Raw genomic sequence first — 17,821 nt, forward strand, 5'->3', positions numbered from 1 at the left:
CTAGCCCCTTTCGAGACGGATAACGCTGTTGATGGACTTCACCGCCGGGTTGTCCTTGAGTGCCTCGACGGTAGCAGCCAGGGCATTCTCACGGGCCTGGTGGGTCACCACGATCAGGCGTGCACCCTCACCGCTTTCCTCCTGGCGAATGGTGCGCAGGGAGATGCCACGGTCGGCGAAGAGCTGAGCCAGGTCGGCGAGCACGCCGACGCGGTCCTCGACCTCCATGTCCACGTGGTAACGGGTGGGGGTCTCACCGTAATCGGCGATCGGCAGGTTGGCGTAGGTGGACTCGCCCGGCGCACGACCACCGTGGACCTTGTTGCGGGCGGCGCCGACGACGTCGCCAAGCACAGCCGATGCGGTGGGTGCACCACCGGCACCGTTGCCGTAGAACATCAGGCGCCCGGCGGCCTCCGCCTCGACGAAGATGGCGTTGAAGGACTTGTTGACGGCAGCGAGCGGGTGGCTGCGTGGGATCAGGGTCGGGTGGACTCCGACGGAGATGGCGGTCTCACCGTTGCTGTCGGTGATCTTCTCACAGATGGCCAGCAGCTTGATGGTGTGATCGGCCTGCTTGGCTGCGCGGATATCCTCCGCGCTGATGTTGGTGATGCCCTCGCAGTAGACATCATCGGAGGTGACCCGGGTGTGGAAGGCCAGGGAGGCGAGGATGGCTGCCTTGGAGGCGGCATCGTGGCCCTCGACGTCGGCGGTGGGGTCCGCCTCCGCGTATCCGAGGCGGGTAGCCTCGGCGAGGGATTCGTCATAACCGGCACCGCTGGAATCCATGGCGTCGAGGATGAAGTTGGTGGTGCCGTTGACGATGCCCATGACGGACTGGATCTGGTCACCGGCAAGGGAACGACGCAGCGGGCCGACCACGGGGATGGCGGCCGCGACGGCGGCCTCGAAGTAGAGATCGACGTTGGCCTCATCGGCGGCGTCGGCAAGCTCGGCGGCGTGCGCCGCGACGAGGGCCTTGTTGGCGGTGACGACGGACTTGCCGGCCTTCAGCGCTGCGAGGACCACCTTGCGCGGGTAATCGATGCCACCGATAACCTCGACGACGATATCCACATCATCGCGTTTGACCAGCGAGAAGGCATCATCGGTGAGCAGCTCATCCGGCACACCCGGGCGTGGCTTGCTCTTATCGGAAACGGCCACGCCACGAACCTCCAGGGGGCCACCGATACGGTGCTCGAGCTCATCGGCGTATTCGGTCATCAGACGCATAACCTCCGAGCCGACGGTGCCGTAACCAAGAAGGGCGATACCGACTGGTGAGCCGATTCCCTTGCCGGGGTTGAAGCTGGGGGCAGGTGCTGAGGTCATGATTCTCCCAAATAATCGTGGCGGTGCCTGGTGTTCGTTCTCTCCCTGGTCAGCCTACATGGCCGCCCGAGGGGGGAAGTCTACCAGGCCACTATAGACCAAGCTGTTCATTTTCTCCGGGCATGTGGACTATTTCATTCGGAACCCCGCCGGTACGACATCTCCTACCCCCGGGGGGATTTAAGCCACACACCGAAGTAACCTCCTGTATATTTTCATTGCTTCGTAGCAGAAGCAGTACCGCTATCTCCCCCCTTTCTTCACATACAGGAGTCCATCTTGAAGATTTCCACCCTGGGCCTAAGCATCGCCGCCACCGCGGCGATCACACTCGGCAGCATCACCACCCCCGCCTCCGCACTCGTGGCAACCACCACAACTGGGGATTGGGGATGGCCCGCCTGCACCCTCGAACTGAACAACGCTGAGGTGAACTTCTACCAGGGCTCTCTCCAGACGGCGCAGGACACCCTCACAGCTGACTTCAAGAAGCTCGTTCCCGCCGCATCGGCTGATATTGATCTTTTCGTCGACTTCGTCGAGGAGAATGGTAACGAGGTCAATACACTGCCAGACGCGGAACAGGACCGCTTCAATGAGATCGAGGGGCGCATCTTGGCAGCCGGTGAGGCCGCCGGACTGAAAAACAACATCCTAGACTCGGGCGAATCCATGAATGAGGCGGAACTCCTCCTCATTTACCTTACGTACCTCACGTTATTCAAATCGTTCGGGGGCTTTTTCACCCACACTGAGCAGACCCCCGGAGGGGCCACAGCGGTTCTGCCCGCGCCCCACTACTACAACGGAACTTGGCTCATTTCCGGTATTGCCAGCGTCGATGAGAGCCCAACTGCATCACCCGTAGAAGCCGCAATCGGCAAGGCATTCAGGACCCTGCTGCCCCTCGAAGCAGCCATGACACCCGCCCTGCAGAGCTGTGTCGACGGTGTCGGAGGGACCTTTACCCCGGATCTGACCGGTGTCACGCCCCGCCCGGACACGGATGAGACCACCACTCCCCCAGCAACAGCACCTGTGGCTGGAAGCTCGTTCGGAAGCAGCTAGCTCGATACCAGACGGAGCTTAAGCCTGCGTGCTCAGGCTCCGCCTACCCCGCCTGCACAGATACCCCTTCCATCGATTCATATGGAGAGTAGTATGACTTCTACTCCTGTTGGATCGGGGTTGCCCTACCACTGCTTAGAACCCCGGACAGCCGAAGGTCCCTACACTCGCCCCCCTTCTAAGGATGTCCCCATGAACATTCGTCCGTTCGCATCGGTTGTCGCAGCAGCCGCCCTACTCAGCACATCGGCCGTTGTCGCACCCGCTGCCACCGCAGCCACGGTCACACGCTCCGGTGTCACCTGCACCATCACCTTCACCCAGCAGGATTTCAACGATTTCCGCACCCACTTCGCCAGTTATGACGACTCGGTGGCCAGCCGCCTCAGCGCAGCAGTCCCCGGGCAGGAAGAGGAAATCGCGCTGATCGCCGGTGAAGTCGCCGACGCGATCAAGGACGGCGGTACATACAGCATGGAAGCCAATGCTGCCTGGGGCCGGTATTTCGCCGCCGGGCGGGAGCAGGGATTCACCAACAATGATCTGACTGCCATGATGCTGTTGGCCGCGACTCCTGCGGCCATGAGCAATCTGTTGCCCACCTTCGAACGAAGCCTCCGCGGGGTTCATGTGTTGACCCCCACCCAGGCCGCCTATATCCGCGATGGCCTCAACTACAGCTACCCCGTAGTAGAGGATGCCCTCGGGCCAGGCACCTTCAATAACATCCCGCTATCCCAGCGCGCCAAGGAGATTATTGAGCCTGCCCGGGTTGTCCTGCAGGATTTCGACGAAGGCCTGAAAGAGCCCTACCAGGCATGCGTCGATGGCAAAACCGGAACATTCCGGATCGGTGCGGATGATATCGATACGCCAGGTGGTGGAAACTGTGACGGGAACGGCGATGGTAACGGTGACGGCAACGGTGGGAATGGCAACGGGAACGGTAACGACCCCAACCCACCTGCCACCAGTGGTGGTTCCAGTTTCGGAAGTAGCTAGAAAACAGGTTCTTCCCGGTGCGGTCCCCCAATGTCACGAACAGATAAGTTGGGGGTCCGCATCGAGGAGTCGGGGAGCAGGCCATCCTCCACCGCCCGATGATAGAAATCGATGCGGGTGAGTATCGGGCGTCCGGCAAGGGCGTACTTCACCCGGATGCGGTCGATATAGTCCCGCACGGTATTAAGTGACAGGCCGGTGATTGTGGCCAGCCTCTTGGCTGGCTCCCCCGATGCGTACAGAAGAAGAATCTGCTGCTGCCGTGGGGATAATCGCACCCCGGCCGCAGCGGCCCCCGTCGATGCCTGGGCGCCTCCCCGGAATGCCGCGGCAACGAGAGCCTCCTCCAGATCCCGGGCACTGCTGGTCGGCTCAATGATCCCCGCCACCCTTTTCATGATGGGGTTGAGGTCAATGTAGGGGTCAGAGGTGATCCGGAACAGTACTATCCTCAGCCCCAGATCCAGCAGGCCACAAAGATCGCCCCTATGGTTCAGCCCCGTCTGGAGGCCCAGCAACACCACATCGGCGGCACCCGGGTCATCCCGGATGTGGTTCAGCGCCTCCACCGGCGTGGTGCATGTACCGACGCAGACACACGAAGTGGTTTGCAGCAGCATCTGCCCCACCCCGAGGCGCATCACCTCACGCTCATCCACTGTCAGCACATTTACTTTCATGATGAAAACTCTACGAGATGTCACAGGATAATTCCCAGCACTGACAGAAGTTTTCCCAGAATCCACCGCGGCCCCACTGTGGGCTCATTCGCGTTTCTCTCAACATGCCCATTAGCACACTTCAGGTGTCTCCGGTAGACGCCATTACTGCTGGCACCACTTGTAGCACCTTGTCGCATCACGCTTTTCTGGGGACCCTTGAAGGAGTGGATCATCGCTAGGATCCCCCCCCCACCAGCCACTGAATCACCCTTAGGAGACATCATGCGTATCCGAAGATTATCTCTCGGAATTCTGGCAACCGTCGGAATAGCTGCCAGCACCCTTCTTGCGCCTCACGCCAACGCCGCGGAGCTCACCATCACAGGCGATACCTGTACCGTCACTCTTTCCGCGACGGATAAACAACGGATCATAGCGGCTTACAGCAAATGGGGCGATAATCTCATCGCCGAATTGAAGCGGGAGGTCCCAGCCGCTGCATCCGACATCGACTACATCGTGGAGAACGTAGACTTCACTGGCCCGGGCTCAGTTGAGGTGGAGGCTGCACTCGCGCGTGTCGTCGCCGCTTCCGTAGCGAAGGGGTTCTTCAACGTCGACGACAACCCCGAGGCAACCCAAATCCTCGTAATCGCGCTGATCATCAAAACGGATCCTACTATGTTCGCTCAGGATCTAACCTTCACCCGCAGCACCATTCCTGTGGACCCTGTGGATCCCACCGACATTGATCCCGGGGACGGCGCGTCCGAACCCTACAAGCGTGTTCTCCAGAACTCCATGCATGGTGGTATGACAGCCGTGGGTGAATGGTATGGCGATGTCTATGCCGCCTGTCGCGATGGCGAGCCGGGTACCTACAATGTCCGTGTCACTCCCACCGGCGGTGGCGGCGGTGGCGGTAATGGTGGCGGCTTCGGTTCCGGTGGTTCCTCCTTCGGATCCAGCTAGACCCAAATCGGTGATCCCCGCGTCCGGTTGCCACACCTGGTGTCCGGATGCGGGGTTTTCCACGTCGGGTGCTCCCGCGGTCTCACAATCACACCCGTTCTTTCCTCGGGCGGGCTGAACAGGGTGCCGATATGCTGGCCTGCATCAACAGATCCAAGCCCCCACCGCCAACCGGAGGTTTCCCCACATGCTCCGCTCCACCCCGATCGCCACGTTCTGTATCAGCGCCCTGACCCTGCTCAACGCCTGTGGCATGGGATCGTCCGGCAGCACGGTGGGATCCTCCACCGTGGACACCTCCACGGCGGTTATTTCCAGCCCCGGTTCCTCAGGCTCCAGCCCGGGATCATCCGCACCCATCCCGGTGGAGACGGTGGATGTGGCCACTGATCTCCAGGCCCCGTGGTCAGTGGCCTTTCACGGTTCAACAGCCCTGATCAGCGAGCGGGACACCGCCCGGATCCTGGAGGTCACAGCCGACGGTGGCACCCGGACGGTGACGGAGATACGGGATGCCCAGCCCGGTGGTGAGGGGGGCCTGTTGGGGTTGGCGGTGCAGGAGGATTTCCTCTACACCTACTACACCACCGCAGGGGACAACCGGATCGTCCGGTTCCCACTCACCGGTGAGCCCGGCGCGCTCAGCGCCGGCGATCCTGAGGTGATCCTGGACTCCATCCCCAGCGCCAGCACCCATAACGGAGGGCGCATCGCCTTCGGTCCCGATGGGATGCTCTACGCCACCACCGGGGATGTCAACGAGCGCGATAATGCCCAGGATGAGACCTCCCTGGCCGGGAAGATTCTGCGCATCACCCCGGAGGGGGCTATCCCCGCGGATAATCCCGTCCCGGGCAGTCCCGTCTACAGCATGGGGCATCGCAATCCTCAGGGTATCGCCTGGGACGCGGACGGCACCATGTACTCCTCAGAGTTCGGGCAGAGCACCTGGGATGAACTCAACATCATCACCCCCGGCGGTAACTATGGGTGGCCGGTGGTCGAGGGGATCGCCAACCGCGACGGTTTCATTGACCCGATCCAGCAGTGGCGTCCCGCGGAGGCCAGCCCCAGCGGGATGACGATCGTCGGGGAGTCCATCTTTGTCGCCAATCTGCGTGGCCAGTCCCTGCGGCAGATCCCGCTGGCCGCCCCGAACACCTCCCGGGTGCTTCTCGACGGCGAATTCGGGCGCCTACGGGATGTGGTGACCGCCCCGGACGGCACCCTGCTGGTACTGACCAACAACACCGACGGCCGTGGCTCCCCAACCCCGGGTGATGACCGGATGTTGCGCATTGATCCCGCTGACATCCCCGGGATGAGGTAACGGGGTCAAATCCGCACCGTCCGGGATTCGCCGGTGTCCTGCTGCCGGTGCAGGATGGTGGCGGAGGCATCACGGCCGGCGGGCAGGAGGCGGGCCACCACGGTGTCCCCTGCCGTGGCGTGACGGAGTACCCCGGTGAGGGTGTCCTCCACGTCCGTGATGCGCGGGTGGGGGTCGGCCCCGCGGCGGGTGGTGTGGGCGGTGGAATAATCGTCGAGAAGCTTCACCCGCACACCGCGGAGGCGGGCATCCCAGGTGGCCGCGGAGATCGTCGGCCGGTCGAGTGCGGGTGACCGGATCGAATCGCGGAGGCGTTGTTCCAGCAGGTGTGCGGCCACGCGGGTCTCGTCGGGGGTGAGGGTGTCGGTAAACAGCATGGTGATGCGCGTGGATAACCAGTCTCGGGCGTCCTCGAGGAACCGCTCGCGGGTCAGTTCAACCGCGGCGGTTGCGGCGCTGGTGCGTCGTTCGGCGATCAGCAGTGGTAAACCGTCCGAGATCCGCTTGACCATCCACGGCAGGATGGAGGCAGGGATCAGCACGAGGGAGTGGGTCCAGGACACTGAGGGGTCAATGTAATCCGACTGGAATCCGGCCCAAACGAAGAGCTGCCCGATGATCATGCATCCGATCCATGCGGTCCACCCCGCCAGTGGTCGGTTGCGCATAGCCAGGTAGGCGCTGAGCAGCAGTGCCACCCACGGTGCCCAGAAAAACGGCCAGGTGTCCTCGTCGGCGGTGTTCTCCCCGATCGCCAGCGCGTAGAACACCCAGATGGAGACACAAGCAGCGGTGGTATACCGGTCCGGCAGGCGTTTCAGGGGTTGCTGGATCAGGCACCACAGCGCCCCCGCCGCGGCGAGGAGGGACAGCAGCCACAGCACCGGGCGGGGATGGTCGTTGAAGGTGGACATCGCGACAAACAGCAACCACACCACCACCGCGGGGCCGGGGCGGAAGATATCCGAGAAACCCATGGATTCATACACCGACGGCAGGGAGTCCATATTGGCATCCACATGGGATTCCTGCCGTTGGCGGTCCCACACCACGTGGATGACGCATCCCTCACCCGGCGCGCTGTGCACCTGTGCCGAGGCACCGGGGGTCCGGTCCAGACGGCCGAGGATGCTGACCCGGATGCCCGCACGGTCCGGTGATAGGCCCGCCGGGTCGAATCCGGGGCCGTCGTCGGCAAGCGTCACGGTGAACCGGTCGGGATCCAGATCGAAGCTCAACCGGGCTGAGCTACCGGGGGCGTGCTGTGCGACGTTCGCCCCACCCTGTCGCAGGGCGTCCACCAGCGCGGCAACGGTGGTTGCCGGGAGACACGCATCGGGCACGTCAACCCGGTCGAGGATGATACCGGTGTCTGGATACTCCGATAGAACCGCCGCGCTGATCTGGTGGACCGCGTCGGTGAAACTCATATCACCGAGACTGTCCAGGGTGTCGGCGCCGGTGTGGTTGATCTCCCCGATGATGTGCTGCGGATCCGGGCTGAGGGTGCCACGCCAGATGGCGGAGAGCTGGGTCAACACATGATCATGGATGAAGGCGAGGAATCGGGTCTCCAGCTCGCCCAGGGTCTTCTGGCGGGCGAGCACCAGCGCATCCCGGTAGGTGCGGGAGGCAGCCAGGTCAATGGTGCGGGTGGTGTTCAGGCCACGGGACACCACGATCACAAAGGGCACCACGGGCGCCAGTGCGTGGAGCACCTCTATCAGCAGGGTGAAACCGGGTGGGGTGCCGAGGTTCACGGCCGCGGCGACGGACACAGCTGTCAGGGCGATCATCACCGCGGGCAACCCGGGCCAGGATGCCACGAACAACGCCGCGGGCAGGGCCGAATAATCCCCCAGGCGCAGCTGCGTCAGGGGCGATTCCCCCATGACCAGAAGACACCCCGCGTGCACGGCCAACAGGGCGAAATACGTCAGCGCGGCAGCTGCCATCAACGGCTGATAATACCGCTCCCATTTCACCAGGCCCGCCAGCAGGAGCAGTGCCGACAGGGCAAGCAGGAGATTCCGGAAGAAGGTCCCCACCGGATCGAGCAGGGTGCCTGACGAGTAGAGGAGCAACAGCACCCAGGACAATCCGCCACCGATCGCGATGACACGCAGCAGGGAGACCGTGGCGGTGCGCAGTTCGTGGAACCGTTGCTGCACCTTTCCCGAGAGGTCCCCCTCCGGTGTGGTGAGCCCGGCCGCGAAGAATTCCTCCGGAAGGGAGCCGCTGCTCAGCACCTGGGGCGCCATGGCTTACGCGATGGGTCCGAGCGGTCCGGGCAGGAAACCATCCTCCTGCGCCCGCTGGAACATCTCCACCTTGGTGTTCGCCGGACGGCCGGTCTGTGCGTATTTGTACCGGATCCGGTTGATATAGTCCTGCACCGTTTCCACCGACAGACCCAGGATGGTGGCCACGCGTTTGGCGGACTCCCCGGAGGCATAGAGCTCAAGGACTTCCCGTTGACGTGGCGACAGGTCCACTCGAACCAGGCACGGATCAGAGTCGATCACGCTCGCCCACTCCGCGTTGGCCAGGGTGTTACCCCCGCAGATGGTCACGATCGCCTGATTGAGTTCGAGGGCACTGGCGGATTTCTCCAACACCCCCGCGGATCCGGCATGCAGGGCACGACGCGCCAGGTAGGGGTCCTCCAGGGAGGAGAAGATCAGCACCGGTATGCCCAATCCACAGAAGCTCTGCACGTTGGCAAATGGGTCCGAGTTGTCCGCCAGGCGTAGGTCAAGCAGGGTGATGTCAATGCGGACATCATCCCGGGAGCGGATGAAACGACAGGCCTCATCCGCCGTGGAAAACGAACCCACCAGGGTGCAGTCATCGCTGGAGCGCAGAATGGCATCAATGCCAGCAAGTGCAACCTCGTGATCATCAACCGCCAGGACATTCAATGTCATAAGAAAAATGTAGCAGGTGTGCAATTGCCCGGCTGCGTGAATGGTCCAGCGTCACAGCTACGCTCCCCCTCCGGGGGTTTTCATCGCCCCCTGAAATAGGGTCTGGTTCGAATCTGCCCGGATCCATACGGTGAAAGTGGGTTGACCCATCGGATCGCACCCGCTCTTTCCCCGAAGTAGATCAGAATGGAAAAATCATGAAACTCTCCAAGACGACTGTCAGCCTTGTCGCTGCGGCCACTATGATCATTGCCACCGTCGCGGCGCCAGTTGCCTCCGCGGTCCAGGTCCGGGTCAACGGTGATACCTGCAATATCACCTTCACTGAACGCGAGAGCAAGACCATCCGGGTGGCCGTTGCGAATGCAGTGGAAAAGGATCTTCTGGCTCAGGCCCCATCCGCCTCACGCCAGATCAAGGACTACTTCTCCAGCTACCGCACGGCCGTCAACGACCCCTCCAACACCAATCTGGCCAAGGCGCAGCTCCACTTCCTCGGGCTCATGGGCTCCGGTCTCACCGAGGAACAGCTGGGTCTTGCCATGTTCCTGGGCGTTGACTCCATCACTTCCGGTGATGTCACCGACGAGATCGACCGTGAGGAGGCGGCGGCAATCCGTGAGCTCGGCGTGGCAGTGTTCTGGCTGGCGACCGTGGATGCCGATGTCTACCCGGAAACCGCGCGGGTCGCCGGCAGCATCAACGAAACATTCGACACCGTTTATCAGGCGTGCGCTGACGGCGAGAACGCTGATCTCGCCCTGCAGGTTGAGGCGGATCTCAACGCCGGCACCGGTTCCTCCGGGTCTTCCATGCTCTCCCTCGGCAGCTCCTAGATAGGGAACACACCGCCACCACCCCGGTCAGGGGTGGTGGCGGTGTGCGTCGACAAGCGTTGTTCTAGACCTCGAGGGAGAGGATGTCGTCGAGGGTCTCGCGGCGCAGCATCAGCTTCGCGGCGCCCGCGCGCACGGACACCACGGCGGGACGGGCGAAGGCGTTATAGCGCGAGCTCATGGCGTAGCAGTACGCGCCGGTGGCGGCCAGTGCCAGCAGGTCGCCGGTGTGGATATCCGAGGGGTAGGTCGCCTCGTTGATGAGGATGTCACCGGACTCACAGTGGGATCCCACCACGCGGGTGTTGGTGGTCGCCCCCTCCGTGAACCGGGAGACCACGCGGGCATCGTATTCCGATCCATAAAGCGCCGGACGGATGTTGTCGGACATGCCACCGTCAACAGAGATATACCGGCGGGTGGTCTCATCATCGACGTCGACATCCTTGATGGTGCCCACCTCATAGACGGTGACGGCGGACGGGCCGGCGATGGCACGACCGGGCTCGACCAGCACGGTGGGTGCCTCGATACCCAGCTCGGCGGCGGTCTTGCCCACGGCGGTGAGCAGATCGTGCGCAACCTCGGCGACGTTGAGGGGTTTCTCCTCGGCGGTGTAGGCGATGCCGTAACCACCCCCCAGATCCAGCTCTGCGAGGGTGACACCCAGCTCATCGTGGATGCGGGAGTACAGCTCCAGGACACGTTCCGCGGCCAGGGAGAAGCCCTGCGCGTCGAACACCTGGGAACCGACGTGGCAGTGCAGGCCGACCAGCTCGAGGTTCTCGGCGTTCACGGCGGCACGCGCCGCATCGAAGGCTGCACCGGAGGCCAGGGAGAAACCGAATTTCTGGTCCTCGTGGCTGGTGGCGATGAACTCATGGGTATGGGCCTCGATGCCCGGCTTCACCCGGATCAGCACAGGCTGAACCCTGCCCTCACCAGCGGCGATGTAGTCCAGCAGCTCGAGTTCCTGCGCGGAGTCCAGCACCACGTGGCCCAGGTTGTTGCGCACGCAGGCCCGCAGGAAATCGGCGTCCTTGTTGTTACCGTGCGCAGTGATGCGCCCACCGGGGAAACCGGCGGCCAGGGCGACACCGAGCTCATTTCCGGAGGCGATGTCCAGGGACAGCCCCTCCTCGTCGACCCAGCGGGCGACCGTCTTGCTCAGGAAGGCCTTGGAGGCGTAGTGGACGCGATCCGGACCACCGAAGGCGGAGGCCATGTCACGGCAGCGGGCACGGAAATCATCCTCATCCACTACGAATAGCGGGGTGCCGTATTCCTCGGCCAGGTCCGGCAGGGGGACACCGGCGACGGTGACCACACCGTCCTCCTGGCGCACGGCGTTGCGTGGCCAGACATGGGCGGGCAGCTCGTTGAACTGGTCGGCGGCTGGCTCGCCTGGGGTGCCTGGTGTGCCTTGGACGCCTGGGACGCCTGTTTCTGTCTCAGCGGTCATTTACATCTTCTCCGGTGCGGATACTCCGACCAGCGCGAGGGCGTTGGCCAAGGTCTGGCGGGTGGCGGCGGCGAGGGCCAGACGGGCCGCGTGGATCGGCGCCTTCTCCTCATCGGCCTTGGGCAGGATCTGGCAGGAATCGTAGAAACGGTGGAAGGTACCGGCCAGTTCCTCAGCGTAGCGGGCAATGCGGTGCGGTTCACGCAGATCGGCCGCGGCACGGATGACGGCGGGGAATTCACCCAGGGTGCGGATGAGATCACCCTCGCGGTCATGGGTGAGCAGGGACAGGTCCGCGTCCTCGTAGGTGACGCCGAGGTCGACGGCCTTGCGGGCGATCGAGCACAGACGGGCGTGACCGTACTGCACGTAGTACACCGGGTTGTCCGAGGACTGGGATTCCCACAGGCCGAGATCGATGTCCAGGGAGGAGTCCACCGAGGAGCGGATCAGGGAGTAGCGGGCGGCGTCGATGCCGATGGCCTCGACCAGGTCGTCGAGGGTGACCACGGTGCCGGCACGCTTGGACATGCGCACAGCCTTGCCGTCGCGCAGCAGGTTGACCATCTGGCCGATGAGCACCTCCACACCCTCCGGGGCGTAGCCCAGGGCGGCGGCCGCTGCCTTGAGGCGGGCGATGTAGCCGTGGTGGTCGGCGCCCAGCATGTAGATGTTGAGGTTGTGGCCGCGCTCGAACTTGTCCTGCGCGTAGGCGATGTCACCGGCGATGTAGGCGGCATCCCCATCGGATTTGATGACCACACGGTCCTTGTCGTCACCGAAGTCGGTGGAGCGCAACCACCAGGCACCGTCGGATTCGTAGAGGTTGCCGTTGTCCTTGAGTGTCTGCACGGCACGGTCCACGGCGCCGGATTCGAACAGGGAGTTCTCGTGGAAGTACACATCGAAATCGGTGCCGAATTCATGCAGCGATTCGCGGATGTGGGTGAACATCATCTCCACGCCCTCGGAGCGGAACAGCTCCTGGGTCTCCTCCGGGGTACGGTCCAGGGCATCCGGGTGCTTTGCGACGATGGCGTCTGCGATCTCCCGGATGTACTCCCCACCGTAACCGTCCTCGGGGGTGGGCTCCCCCTTCGCCGCTGCCAGCAGCGACAGGGCGAAACGGTCGATCTGGCGGCCGTGGTCATTGAAGTAGTACTCGCGGGTGACCTTCGCGCCGGCGGCCTCGAGCACACGGCCCAGGGAATCGCCCACCGCGGCCCAGCGGGTACCACCCAGGTGGATCGGGCCGGTGGGGTTCGCGGAGACGAACTCCAGGTTCACATCCAGGTGCGACAGGTGGTCGGAGGTGCCGAACTTCTCGCCCTGCTCCAGGATCTTCGCCACGATCTCACCCTGCGCGGCTGCTGCCAGGCGGATGTTGATGAACCCGGGGCCGGCGATCTCCGCGGAATCGATGCTGTCATCGGCGGCAAGCGCCTCGGCGAGCCAGGTGCCCAGATCGCGGGGGTTCACGCCGACCTTCTTGGCCACCTGCAGGGCGACGTTGGTGGCGTAGTCACCGTGCTCGGGGTTACGGGGACGCTCAACCACGATCTGCTCGGGGAGCATGGAGGCGTCCAGATCACGGGAGGTGAGAACCTCAACCGCGGTCTGCTTGATCAGTGTGGCAAGATCAGCTGGTGTCATGGGGAGAAATTCTAGCCGAGCCCCACCATATGCACAGAATACAGGGTGTTCTTAAGGGCCACCCAGCTCATTTAACAGTGTGGGGTATCACAAACCCTGCCTGCGCTATAGACTCTCACACGAAATCCCAAGCATTGGAGTTATGGATGGTTACTGCCACAAACCGTGTGCGAAACAGCGTGCTCTCCCTCCTGTCCGCGACCGTGATCGCGGCGGGTGTGGTGGCCCCGGTGGCCAGCGCCCAGCAGTCCCCGACGGGCACCGGGGAATCGATCACCTGGGAGGAGTGCCCACCCCAGGTGGACATCCCCACCGCGCAGTGTGGACGCATCGAGGTGCCCATGCACTACTCGGATCCCGCCGCCGGTGAGATCTCGGTCGGGTTTGTGCAGATCCCGGCGCGCGATCAGGCCGCCAGGCGGGGTGTGATCTTCGGCAACGCCGGTGGCCCCGGAGGGGATGCCTATTCCTTCTTCGGCAACACCGCCATGGAGTGGCCTGCGGAGCTCTACAACGAATGGGATCTGGTGGCCGTCCAGCCCCGTGGCCTCATCGGTTCCACCCCGGTGGATTGTTCCACCCCTGCACCGGGATATGACGAACTGCGCATGATCACCCAGGCCGGCGCCTTCGTCCGTGACTCCTGTGAGCTGGGCACCCCGGGGTACACCTCCAGCCTGACCACCGACAACACCGCCAATGACTGGGAGATGGTGCGTCGTGCGCTCGGCGAGGAGAAGATCTCCATCCTCGGATTGTCCTACGGCACCTACCTGGGGTCGGTCTACGCCACCCGCTACCCCGCCCACACCAACCGGGTGGTTCTGGATTCCGCCATGGCACCGGGCCTGAGCTGGAACGGCGTGATGGCCGCCCAGGAACAGGGCTATATCAACGCCCTGCACGACTTCTTCACCTGGGCTGCGGATCACCATGAGGTCTACGGACTGGGCGAGACACCACTGGCGGTATATCAAGCATGGTCCAACCGCATCGTCGCGGAGTCCGGCACGAACCCCACCGTGGCTCCCCCACCCGCCCGCATCGGTGATATCCCGCCGGCCTTCGCCTCCTCCGGACAGATGGGGGCCGATGTGGTCACGGCAGTGGCACCGACCGGCGTGGCCCTGCAGGGCCTGGCCACGCAGCTGCTCAATCCGGGGGCCAACCAGGCGATGAGTCCGCTGCTCATCATCACCCAGGCCACCATCCCGCAGCCCTCCACCTGGCCCAACCTCGCGCGGGCGGTCTCCGGCGAGGAGCCCGTGCCCGATCTGGCCCAGCTGTCCGCTGATGAGCAGACCCAGCTGGTGATGAGCAATGCGGTCAACATGCAGCGTTTGGTCATGTGTAATGAGAACTCCGTGGCCCCCAACCCGCTGGAGATCCCCCGTGCGGCCTGGACCGGACTGGTCACCGGGGACATCTTCTCCGCCACCTCCACCTATTTCTCCTCCGGCATGGCCTGCTCCGGGCTCACACCCACCAGCGGGGTGCAGCCCCTGGACGGATCCCAGCTCGAGGTGCAGCCCCTGCTCATCCAGGGCACCCGTGACCCCCAGACCCCGTACCACCTCCACGGCGAGCTGGCCCAGGCCATGGGGGCGCATGTCCTGACCGTCGACGGCCCCGGTCACGGCCAGGCCGTTGGCACCCAGAACCCGGCTGTCTCCGGCGCAATGATCGGGTATCTGCGCTCCGGAAATCCCGGTGTGACCTCCCTTCCGGGATACCTACCGACCCCCTGATTGACCTACCCACAACCGATGGTGATAGCATTACACCGTTGTCGTCGGACAGTGGTGATCCACCTTGTCCGCGATGGCGGTTCGCCTCCGTAGCTCAGTGGATAGAGCACCGGTTTCCGGTACCGAAGGTCGTAGGTTCGACTCCTATCGGGGGCACAGAAAAACTGGCAATACACATCGGCACCGTCGTGGACTACTTCAATGTAGGCACGGCGGTGTCGGTGTTTTACCCGTGGTGATCAAGCACACCGTGTGGCGTGTGACCGGAATCCGGATATGTCTGCTAGTTTGTGAGAAACGAAATCGTTTCGTTATATTGGCTTTGCGTATGTCAGTTGATAGGTATATGGCGTTTGTCACCATCCGGATCGGATAGGTGCCTATCCATGGCAATTGCGTTAGAGTTTGATGGCATTAGGGTGTGGCCCATTTCACTCCCTGTGATGTGGATTTAGTTTCTGAAGTTCCGCTTGAGAAACGGTTGAGGGATACTGTGCCTCTAAGCAGCGGATTCCTGACATCAGCCACTTGGATTTTGGAAGGTTTATCGTGAGATTTCGTAGTACAGCAGAGAAGCGCACCACCGAGCTCCGTCTCCTGACCGCCACCGTTTATTTGAGGGCGCTCAACCAGCAGTGGATCCGCGAAGACCTCATCTCCGAAGACTGCCTGGGTCCACAGACCCCCATGGTCCCCGCCACCTCCGCAGCCCTCCTCGCCGATGTGCGCACCGACGCCCTCGAGCACTTCGAGAACGGCGCCTCCACTGTGATGGTGCCCTTCATCAACCCCTCCCCCTTCACCCTGTCCGTCCTGACACTCAGCGGCAGTGACCTCAATGAGCTGGATGGTTCCCAGACCATCAGCTCCCTGTTCGAGATGCTCTCCCCGAAGAAGACCTGGGCACTGCAGGACCTGTACTCGGGTGATCAGGAATCCGTGGAACGTCTCAGCCGCAGCGTCAGCCGTCTCAGTCTGCCGGTGGACTAGCCTCCGGGCAAGACGCACAAAACCCGCGCACCGACCGACCATCTGGTTAGTCAGTGCGCGGGTTTCATGTATTCCGCCCGCGGTCTAGCGCTTCGGGATGATCAACCACGCGAGCAGGTACATGAGAACCTGTGACCCCGGAAGCGGGATCAGCAGGGTGGCCACAAAGACCAGCCTGACCAGCATGGGATTCCATCCGTAAGTTTCGGCGAGGCCACCTGCCACGCCACCGATCCACTTATCGGTGGGGCTGCGGTGGAGCCGGCGGGCATGGGACGAGGCGGTGTTGAGCGCCTTGTCAAAAGAATTGTTCTGGTTGTTGGGGGTCGTCATGACCTGCTCCTTCATGCTGATGGGTGTTTTCTTCTACCCACCAGTGTCCCCGCGCAGCGGCGTGGGCGCATCGGGGATGGCCCCCCATTTATCCCCTAGGGAACGCCGAGGCTAGCTGTCGAGTGCGTCGACCTTATCCGTGGCATCACATGCACCGGAGTTGAGGGCCGCGGTGAGATAAGCGCGCAGCACATCCGCCTGCCCCGGTTCCATGGGATCGAAGACGAGGCGACGCACGGTCTCCACATGCGCCGGCACCGCCTGTTTGAGTCTGCGTTCACCCTCGGGGGTGAGCTCCACGATCACGCCGCGGGCATCCCCCTCACACTTCACCTTGGCCACCAGGCCCTTCTTATCCATGCGGGTGATCTGGTGGGAGGTACGGCTGCGGTCCCACTCCAGTGCGATACAGAGATCGCGAAGTCGCATCTCCCGGTCCCCTGCCTCGGACAGGGATACCAATACGGAGTACTCGGAGGAGGTCAGTTCATGGTCAGCCTGGAGGGTCTCATCGAGGGTGCGATCCATCTTGCGCGTTGCGGCGAGGATCAGCCGCCAGAGCTTCTGCTCCTCATCATTGAGCCATCTAGGTGTTGTCATGTCATACACCTTAGCCCTGCTCGGAGCGTTCTTTCAAAGGCCCGCCCCAACCCCACCCACATGACCGGTAAAAGAAAATCCCACGCTCATCCATTTTTATTCACGGCCCCACCAGCAGTTTTAAGTTGAAGCATCAACTAATTTGCCGTTCTTGTTGACACGTCACCAAACGTGGCCCATAATGGATGACGAACCGATCACAACGGCAACCACCCGAGATGATCGGTAACCGTGAACATGGCCGGGGCTAAACCTCCGGTGACACAAAAACAACACGAAGGATATGAAATGACCAACCTGAACGGTACCTGGACCCTGGACCCCGCCCACACCGAGATCAAGTTCGTGGCCCGCCACGCAATGGTGACCAAGGTGACCGGCAAGTTCACCGAATTCGACTCCAACATCGTTGTCGACACCGACAACCCGGAGAACTCCTCCGCCAAGGTCGTCATCAAGTCCGACTCCCTCACCACCGGCAACGCGGACCGCGATGGCCACGTCAAGGGCGATGACTTCTTCGGCGTGGAGAAGTTCCCCGAGATCACCTTCGTGGCGACCTCCTTCAACATCAGGAACGAGAACGAGGGCACCGTCACCGGTGACCTCACCATCAAGGAGACCACCAAGTCCGTCACCCTCGACGTTGAGGTCGGTGGCGTTGCTGAGGATCCATTCGGCAACATCCGCATGGGCTTCGAGGCCACCACCAAGATCAACCGCAAGGACTTCGGTGTTGACTGGCAGGCACCCCTGAACACCGGTGGTGTCCTGGTCTCCGAGGAGATCAAGATCCAGATCGACGGCTCCGGCATCAAGCAGGCCTAAAGCCTCCCCCGTTCAGCCACTCGAAGGCCACGTCCCCGTTATACGGGACGTGGCCTTTTGTGTTTGTCTGTG

General features: G+C 62.8%; 16 protein-coding genes and 1 tRNA gene. 9 read left to right on the top strand and 8 right to left on the bottom strand.

Annotated elements, in window-relative coordinates; translation table 11 throughout:
• Positions 1-1,338, bottom strand: coding sequence for a homoserine dehydrogenase (locus H9627_RS09555; protein WP_191733814.1), 1,338 nt, complete (start codon positions 1,336-1,338; stop codon positions 1-3).
• Between the two features lie 279 nt (positions 1,339-1,617).
• Here H9627_RS09555 and H9627_RS09560 point away from each other — a divergent pair, with 279 nt between their 5' ends.
• The gene (locus tag H9627_RS09560) at positions 1,618-2,406 is read left to right on the top strand and encodes a hypothetical protein (protein ID WP_191733815.1); all 789 of its coding nucleotides are present in this window, start codon (positions 1,618-1,620) and stop codon (positions 2,404-2,406) included.
• Positions 2,407-2,598: 192 nt separating this feature from the next.
• Entirely contained in the window at positions 2,599-3,408 is an 810-nt protein-coding gene (locus tag H9627_RS09565; protein WP_191733816.1) for a hypothetical protein, read from the top strand.
• On the opposite strand, the gene H9627_RS14205 is transcribed toward H9627_RS09565, so the two are convergent.
• The gene (locus tag H9627_RS14205; protein ID WP_225213711.1) at positions 3,405-4,088 is read right to left on the bottom strand and encodes a helix-turn-helix transcriptional regulator; all 684 of its coding nucleotides are present in this window, start codon (positions 4,086-4,088) and stop codon (positions 3,405-3,407) included. The two genes, H9627_RS09565 and H9627_RS14205, sit on opposite strands and share 4 nt — an antisense overlap.
• 264 nt (positions 4,089-4,352) lie before the next feature.
• Here H9627_RS14205 and H9627_RS14210 point away from each other — a divergent pair, with 264 nt between their 5' ends.
• Both H9627_RS14210 and H9627_RS09590 read left to right on the top strand, forming a co-directional pair.
• Positions 4,353-5,042, top strand: coding sequence for a hypothetical protein (locus tag H9627_RS14210; RefSeq protein ID WP_225213712.1), 690 nt, complete (start codon positions 4,353-4,355; stop codon positions 5,040-5,042).
• A gap of 364 nt (positions 5,043-5,406) precedes the next feature.
• Positions 5,407-6,372 carry a PQQ-dependent sugar dehydrogenase gene (locus H9627_RS09590; RefSeq protein WP_191733906.1) on the top strand — a complete coding sequence of 322 codons (966 nt, stop codon included), beginning with the start codon at positions 5,407-5,409 and terminating at the stop codon, positions 6,370-6,372.
• Between the two features lie 5 nt (positions 6,373-6,377).
• Here H9627_RS09590 and H9627_RS09595 read toward each other — a convergent pair whose 3' ends face one another.
• Together H9627_RS09595 and H9627_RS09600 are read right to left on the bottom strand one after the other, a co-directional pair.
• Positions 6,378-8,633, bottom strand: coding sequence for a sensor histidine kinase (locus H9627_RS09595; RefSeq protein WP_191733817.1), 2,256 nt, complete (start codon positions 8,631-8,633; stop codon positions 6,378-6,380).
• A gap of 3 nt (positions 8,634-8,636) precedes the next feature.
• The gene (locus H9627_RS09600; protein ID WP_191733818.1) at positions 8,637-9,299 is read right to left on the bottom strand and encodes a response regulator transcription factor; all 663 of its coding nucleotides are present in this window, start codon (positions 9,297-9,299) and stop codon (positions 8,637-8,639) included.
• A 197-nt stretch (positions 9,300-9,496) separates the two neighbouring features.
• Here H9627_RS09600 and H9627_RS09605 point away from each other — a divergent pair, with 197 nt between their 5' ends.
• Positions 9,497-10,135: a hypothetical protein gene (locus H9627_RS09605; RefSeq protein WP_191733819.1), complete on the top strand. Its 639-nt coding sequence runs from the start codon at positions 9,497-9,499 to the stop codon at positions 10,133-10,135.
• Between the two features lie 64 nt (positions 10,136-10,199).
• On the opposite strand, the gene lysA is transcribed toward H9627_RS09605, so the two are convergent.
• Positions 10,200-11,597 (bottom strand): diaminopimelate decarboxylase, encoded by a 1,398-nt coding sequence (lysA, locus tag H9627_RS09610; protein ID WP_191733820.1) that lies wholly within the window; start codon positions 11,595-11,597, stop codon positions 10,200-10,202.
• Positions 11,598-13,250, bottom strand: a complete 1,653-nt coding sequence (argS, locus tag H9627_RS09615) for an arginine--tRNA ligase (RefSeq protein WP_191733821.1) — start codon at positions 13,248-13,250, stop codon at positions 11,598-11,600.
• A gap of 146 nt (positions 13,251-13,396) precedes the next feature.
• Here argS and H9627_RS09620 point away from each other — a divergent pair, with 146 nt between their 5' ends.
• The 3 genes from H9627_RS09620 to H9627_RS09630 all read left to right on the top strand — a co-directional run bounded on the left by H9627_RS09620 (position 13,397) and on the right by H9627_RS09630 (position 15,988).
• Entirely contained in the window at positions 13,397-14,998 is a 1,602-nt protein-coding gene (locus H9627_RS09620; protein ID WP_225213714.1) for an alpha/beta hydrolase, read from the top strand.
• A gap of 83 nt (positions 14,999-15,081) precedes the next feature.
• Positions 15,082-15,154, top strand: a tRNA-Arg gene (locus tag H9627_RS09625).
• 393 nt (positions 15,155-15,547) lie between these two features.
• A complete protein-coding gene (locus tag H9627_RS09630; protein WP_191733822.1) occupies positions 15,548-15,988 on the top strand; it encodes a hypothetical protein in 441 nt (146 codons plus the stop codon).
• An 84-nt stretch (positions 15,989-16,072) separates the two neighbouring features.
• On the opposite strand, the gene H9627_RS09635 is transcribed toward H9627_RS09630, so the two are convergent.
• Positions 16,073-16,321 carry a PspC domain-containing protein gene (locus tag H9627_RS09635; protein WP_191733823.1) on the bottom strand — a complete coding sequence of 83 codons (249 nt, stop codon included), beginning with the start codon at positions 16,319-16,321 and terminating at the stop codon, positions 16,073-16,075.
• Positions 16,322-16,432: 111 nt separating this feature from the next.
• The gene (locus H9627_RS09640; protein ID WP_191733824.1) at positions 16,433-16,921 is read right to left on the bottom strand and encodes a MarR family winged helix-turn-helix transcriptional regulator; all 489 of its coding nucleotides are present in this window, start codon (positions 16,919-16,921) and stop codon (positions 16,433-16,435) included.
• Positions 16,922-17,209: 288 nt separating this feature from the next.
• Here H9627_RS09640 and H9627_RS09645 point away from each other — a divergent pair, with 288 nt between their 5' ends.
• Positions 17,210-17,749, top strand: coding sequence for a YceI family protein (locus H9627_RS09645; protein WP_191733825.1), 540 nt, complete (start codon positions 17,210-17,212; stop codon positions 17,747-17,749).
• Positions 17,750-17,821 lie beyond the last annotated feature (72 nt).

This window comes from Corynebacterium gallinarum (genome assembly GCF_014837045.1).
In the GTDB taxonomy this organism is placed as follows: Bacteria; Actinomycetota; Actinomycetes; order Mycobacteriales; family Mycobacteriaceae; genus Corynebacterium; species Corynebacterium gallinarum.

Coding starts and splice junctions, on each gene's coding strand:
- H9627_RS09555 (WP_191733814.1), bottom strand. CDS start 1,338: ATGACCTCAGCACCTGCCCCCAGCTTCAACCCCGGCAAGGGAATCGGC.
- H9627_RS09565 (WP_191733816.1), top strand. CDS start 2,599: ATGAACATTCGTCCGTTCGCATCGGTTGTCGCAGCAGCCGCCCTACTC.
- H9627_RS14205 (WP_225213711.1), bottom strand. CDS start 4,088: ATGAAAGTAAATGTGCTGACAGTGGATGAGCGTGAGGTGATGCGCCTC.
- H9627_RS14210 (WP_225213712.1), top strand. CDS start 4,353: ATGCGTATCCGAAGATTATCTCTCGGAATTCTGGCAACCGTCGGAATA.
- H9627_RS09595 (WP_191733817.1), bottom strand. CDS start 8,633: ATGGCGCCCCAGGTGCTGAGCAGCGGCTCCCTTCCGGAGGAATTCTTC.
- H9627_RS09600 (WP_191733818.1), bottom strand. CDS start 9,299: ATGACATTGAATGTCCTGGCGGTTGATGATCACGAGGTTGCACTTGCT.
- H9627_RS09605 (WP_191733819.1), top strand. CDS start 9,497: ATGAAACTCTCCAAGACGACTGTCAGCCTTGTCGCTGCGGCCACTATG.
- lysA (WP_191733820.1), bottom strand. CDS start 11,597: ATGACCGCTGAGACAGAAACAGGCGTCCCAGGCGTCCAAGGCACACCA.
- argS (WP_191733821.1), bottom strand. CDS start 13,250: ATGACACCAGCTGATCTTGCCACACTGATCAAGCAGACCGCGGTTGAG.
- H9627_RS09620 (WP_225213714.1), top strand. CDS start 13,397: ATGGTTACTGCCACAAACCGTGTGCGAAACAGCGTGCTCTCCCTCCTG.
- H9627_RS09635 (WP_191733823.1), bottom strand. CDS start 16,321: ATGACGACCCCCAACAACCAGAACAATTCTTTTGACAAGGCGCTCAAC.
- H9627_RS09640 (WP_191733824.1), bottom strand. CDS start 16,921: ATGACAACACCTAGATGGCTCAATGATGAGGAGCAGAAGCTCTGGCGG.
- H9627_RS09645 (WP_191733825.1), top strand. CDS start 17,210: ATGACCAACCTGAACGGTACCTGGACCCTGGACCCCGCCCACACCGAG.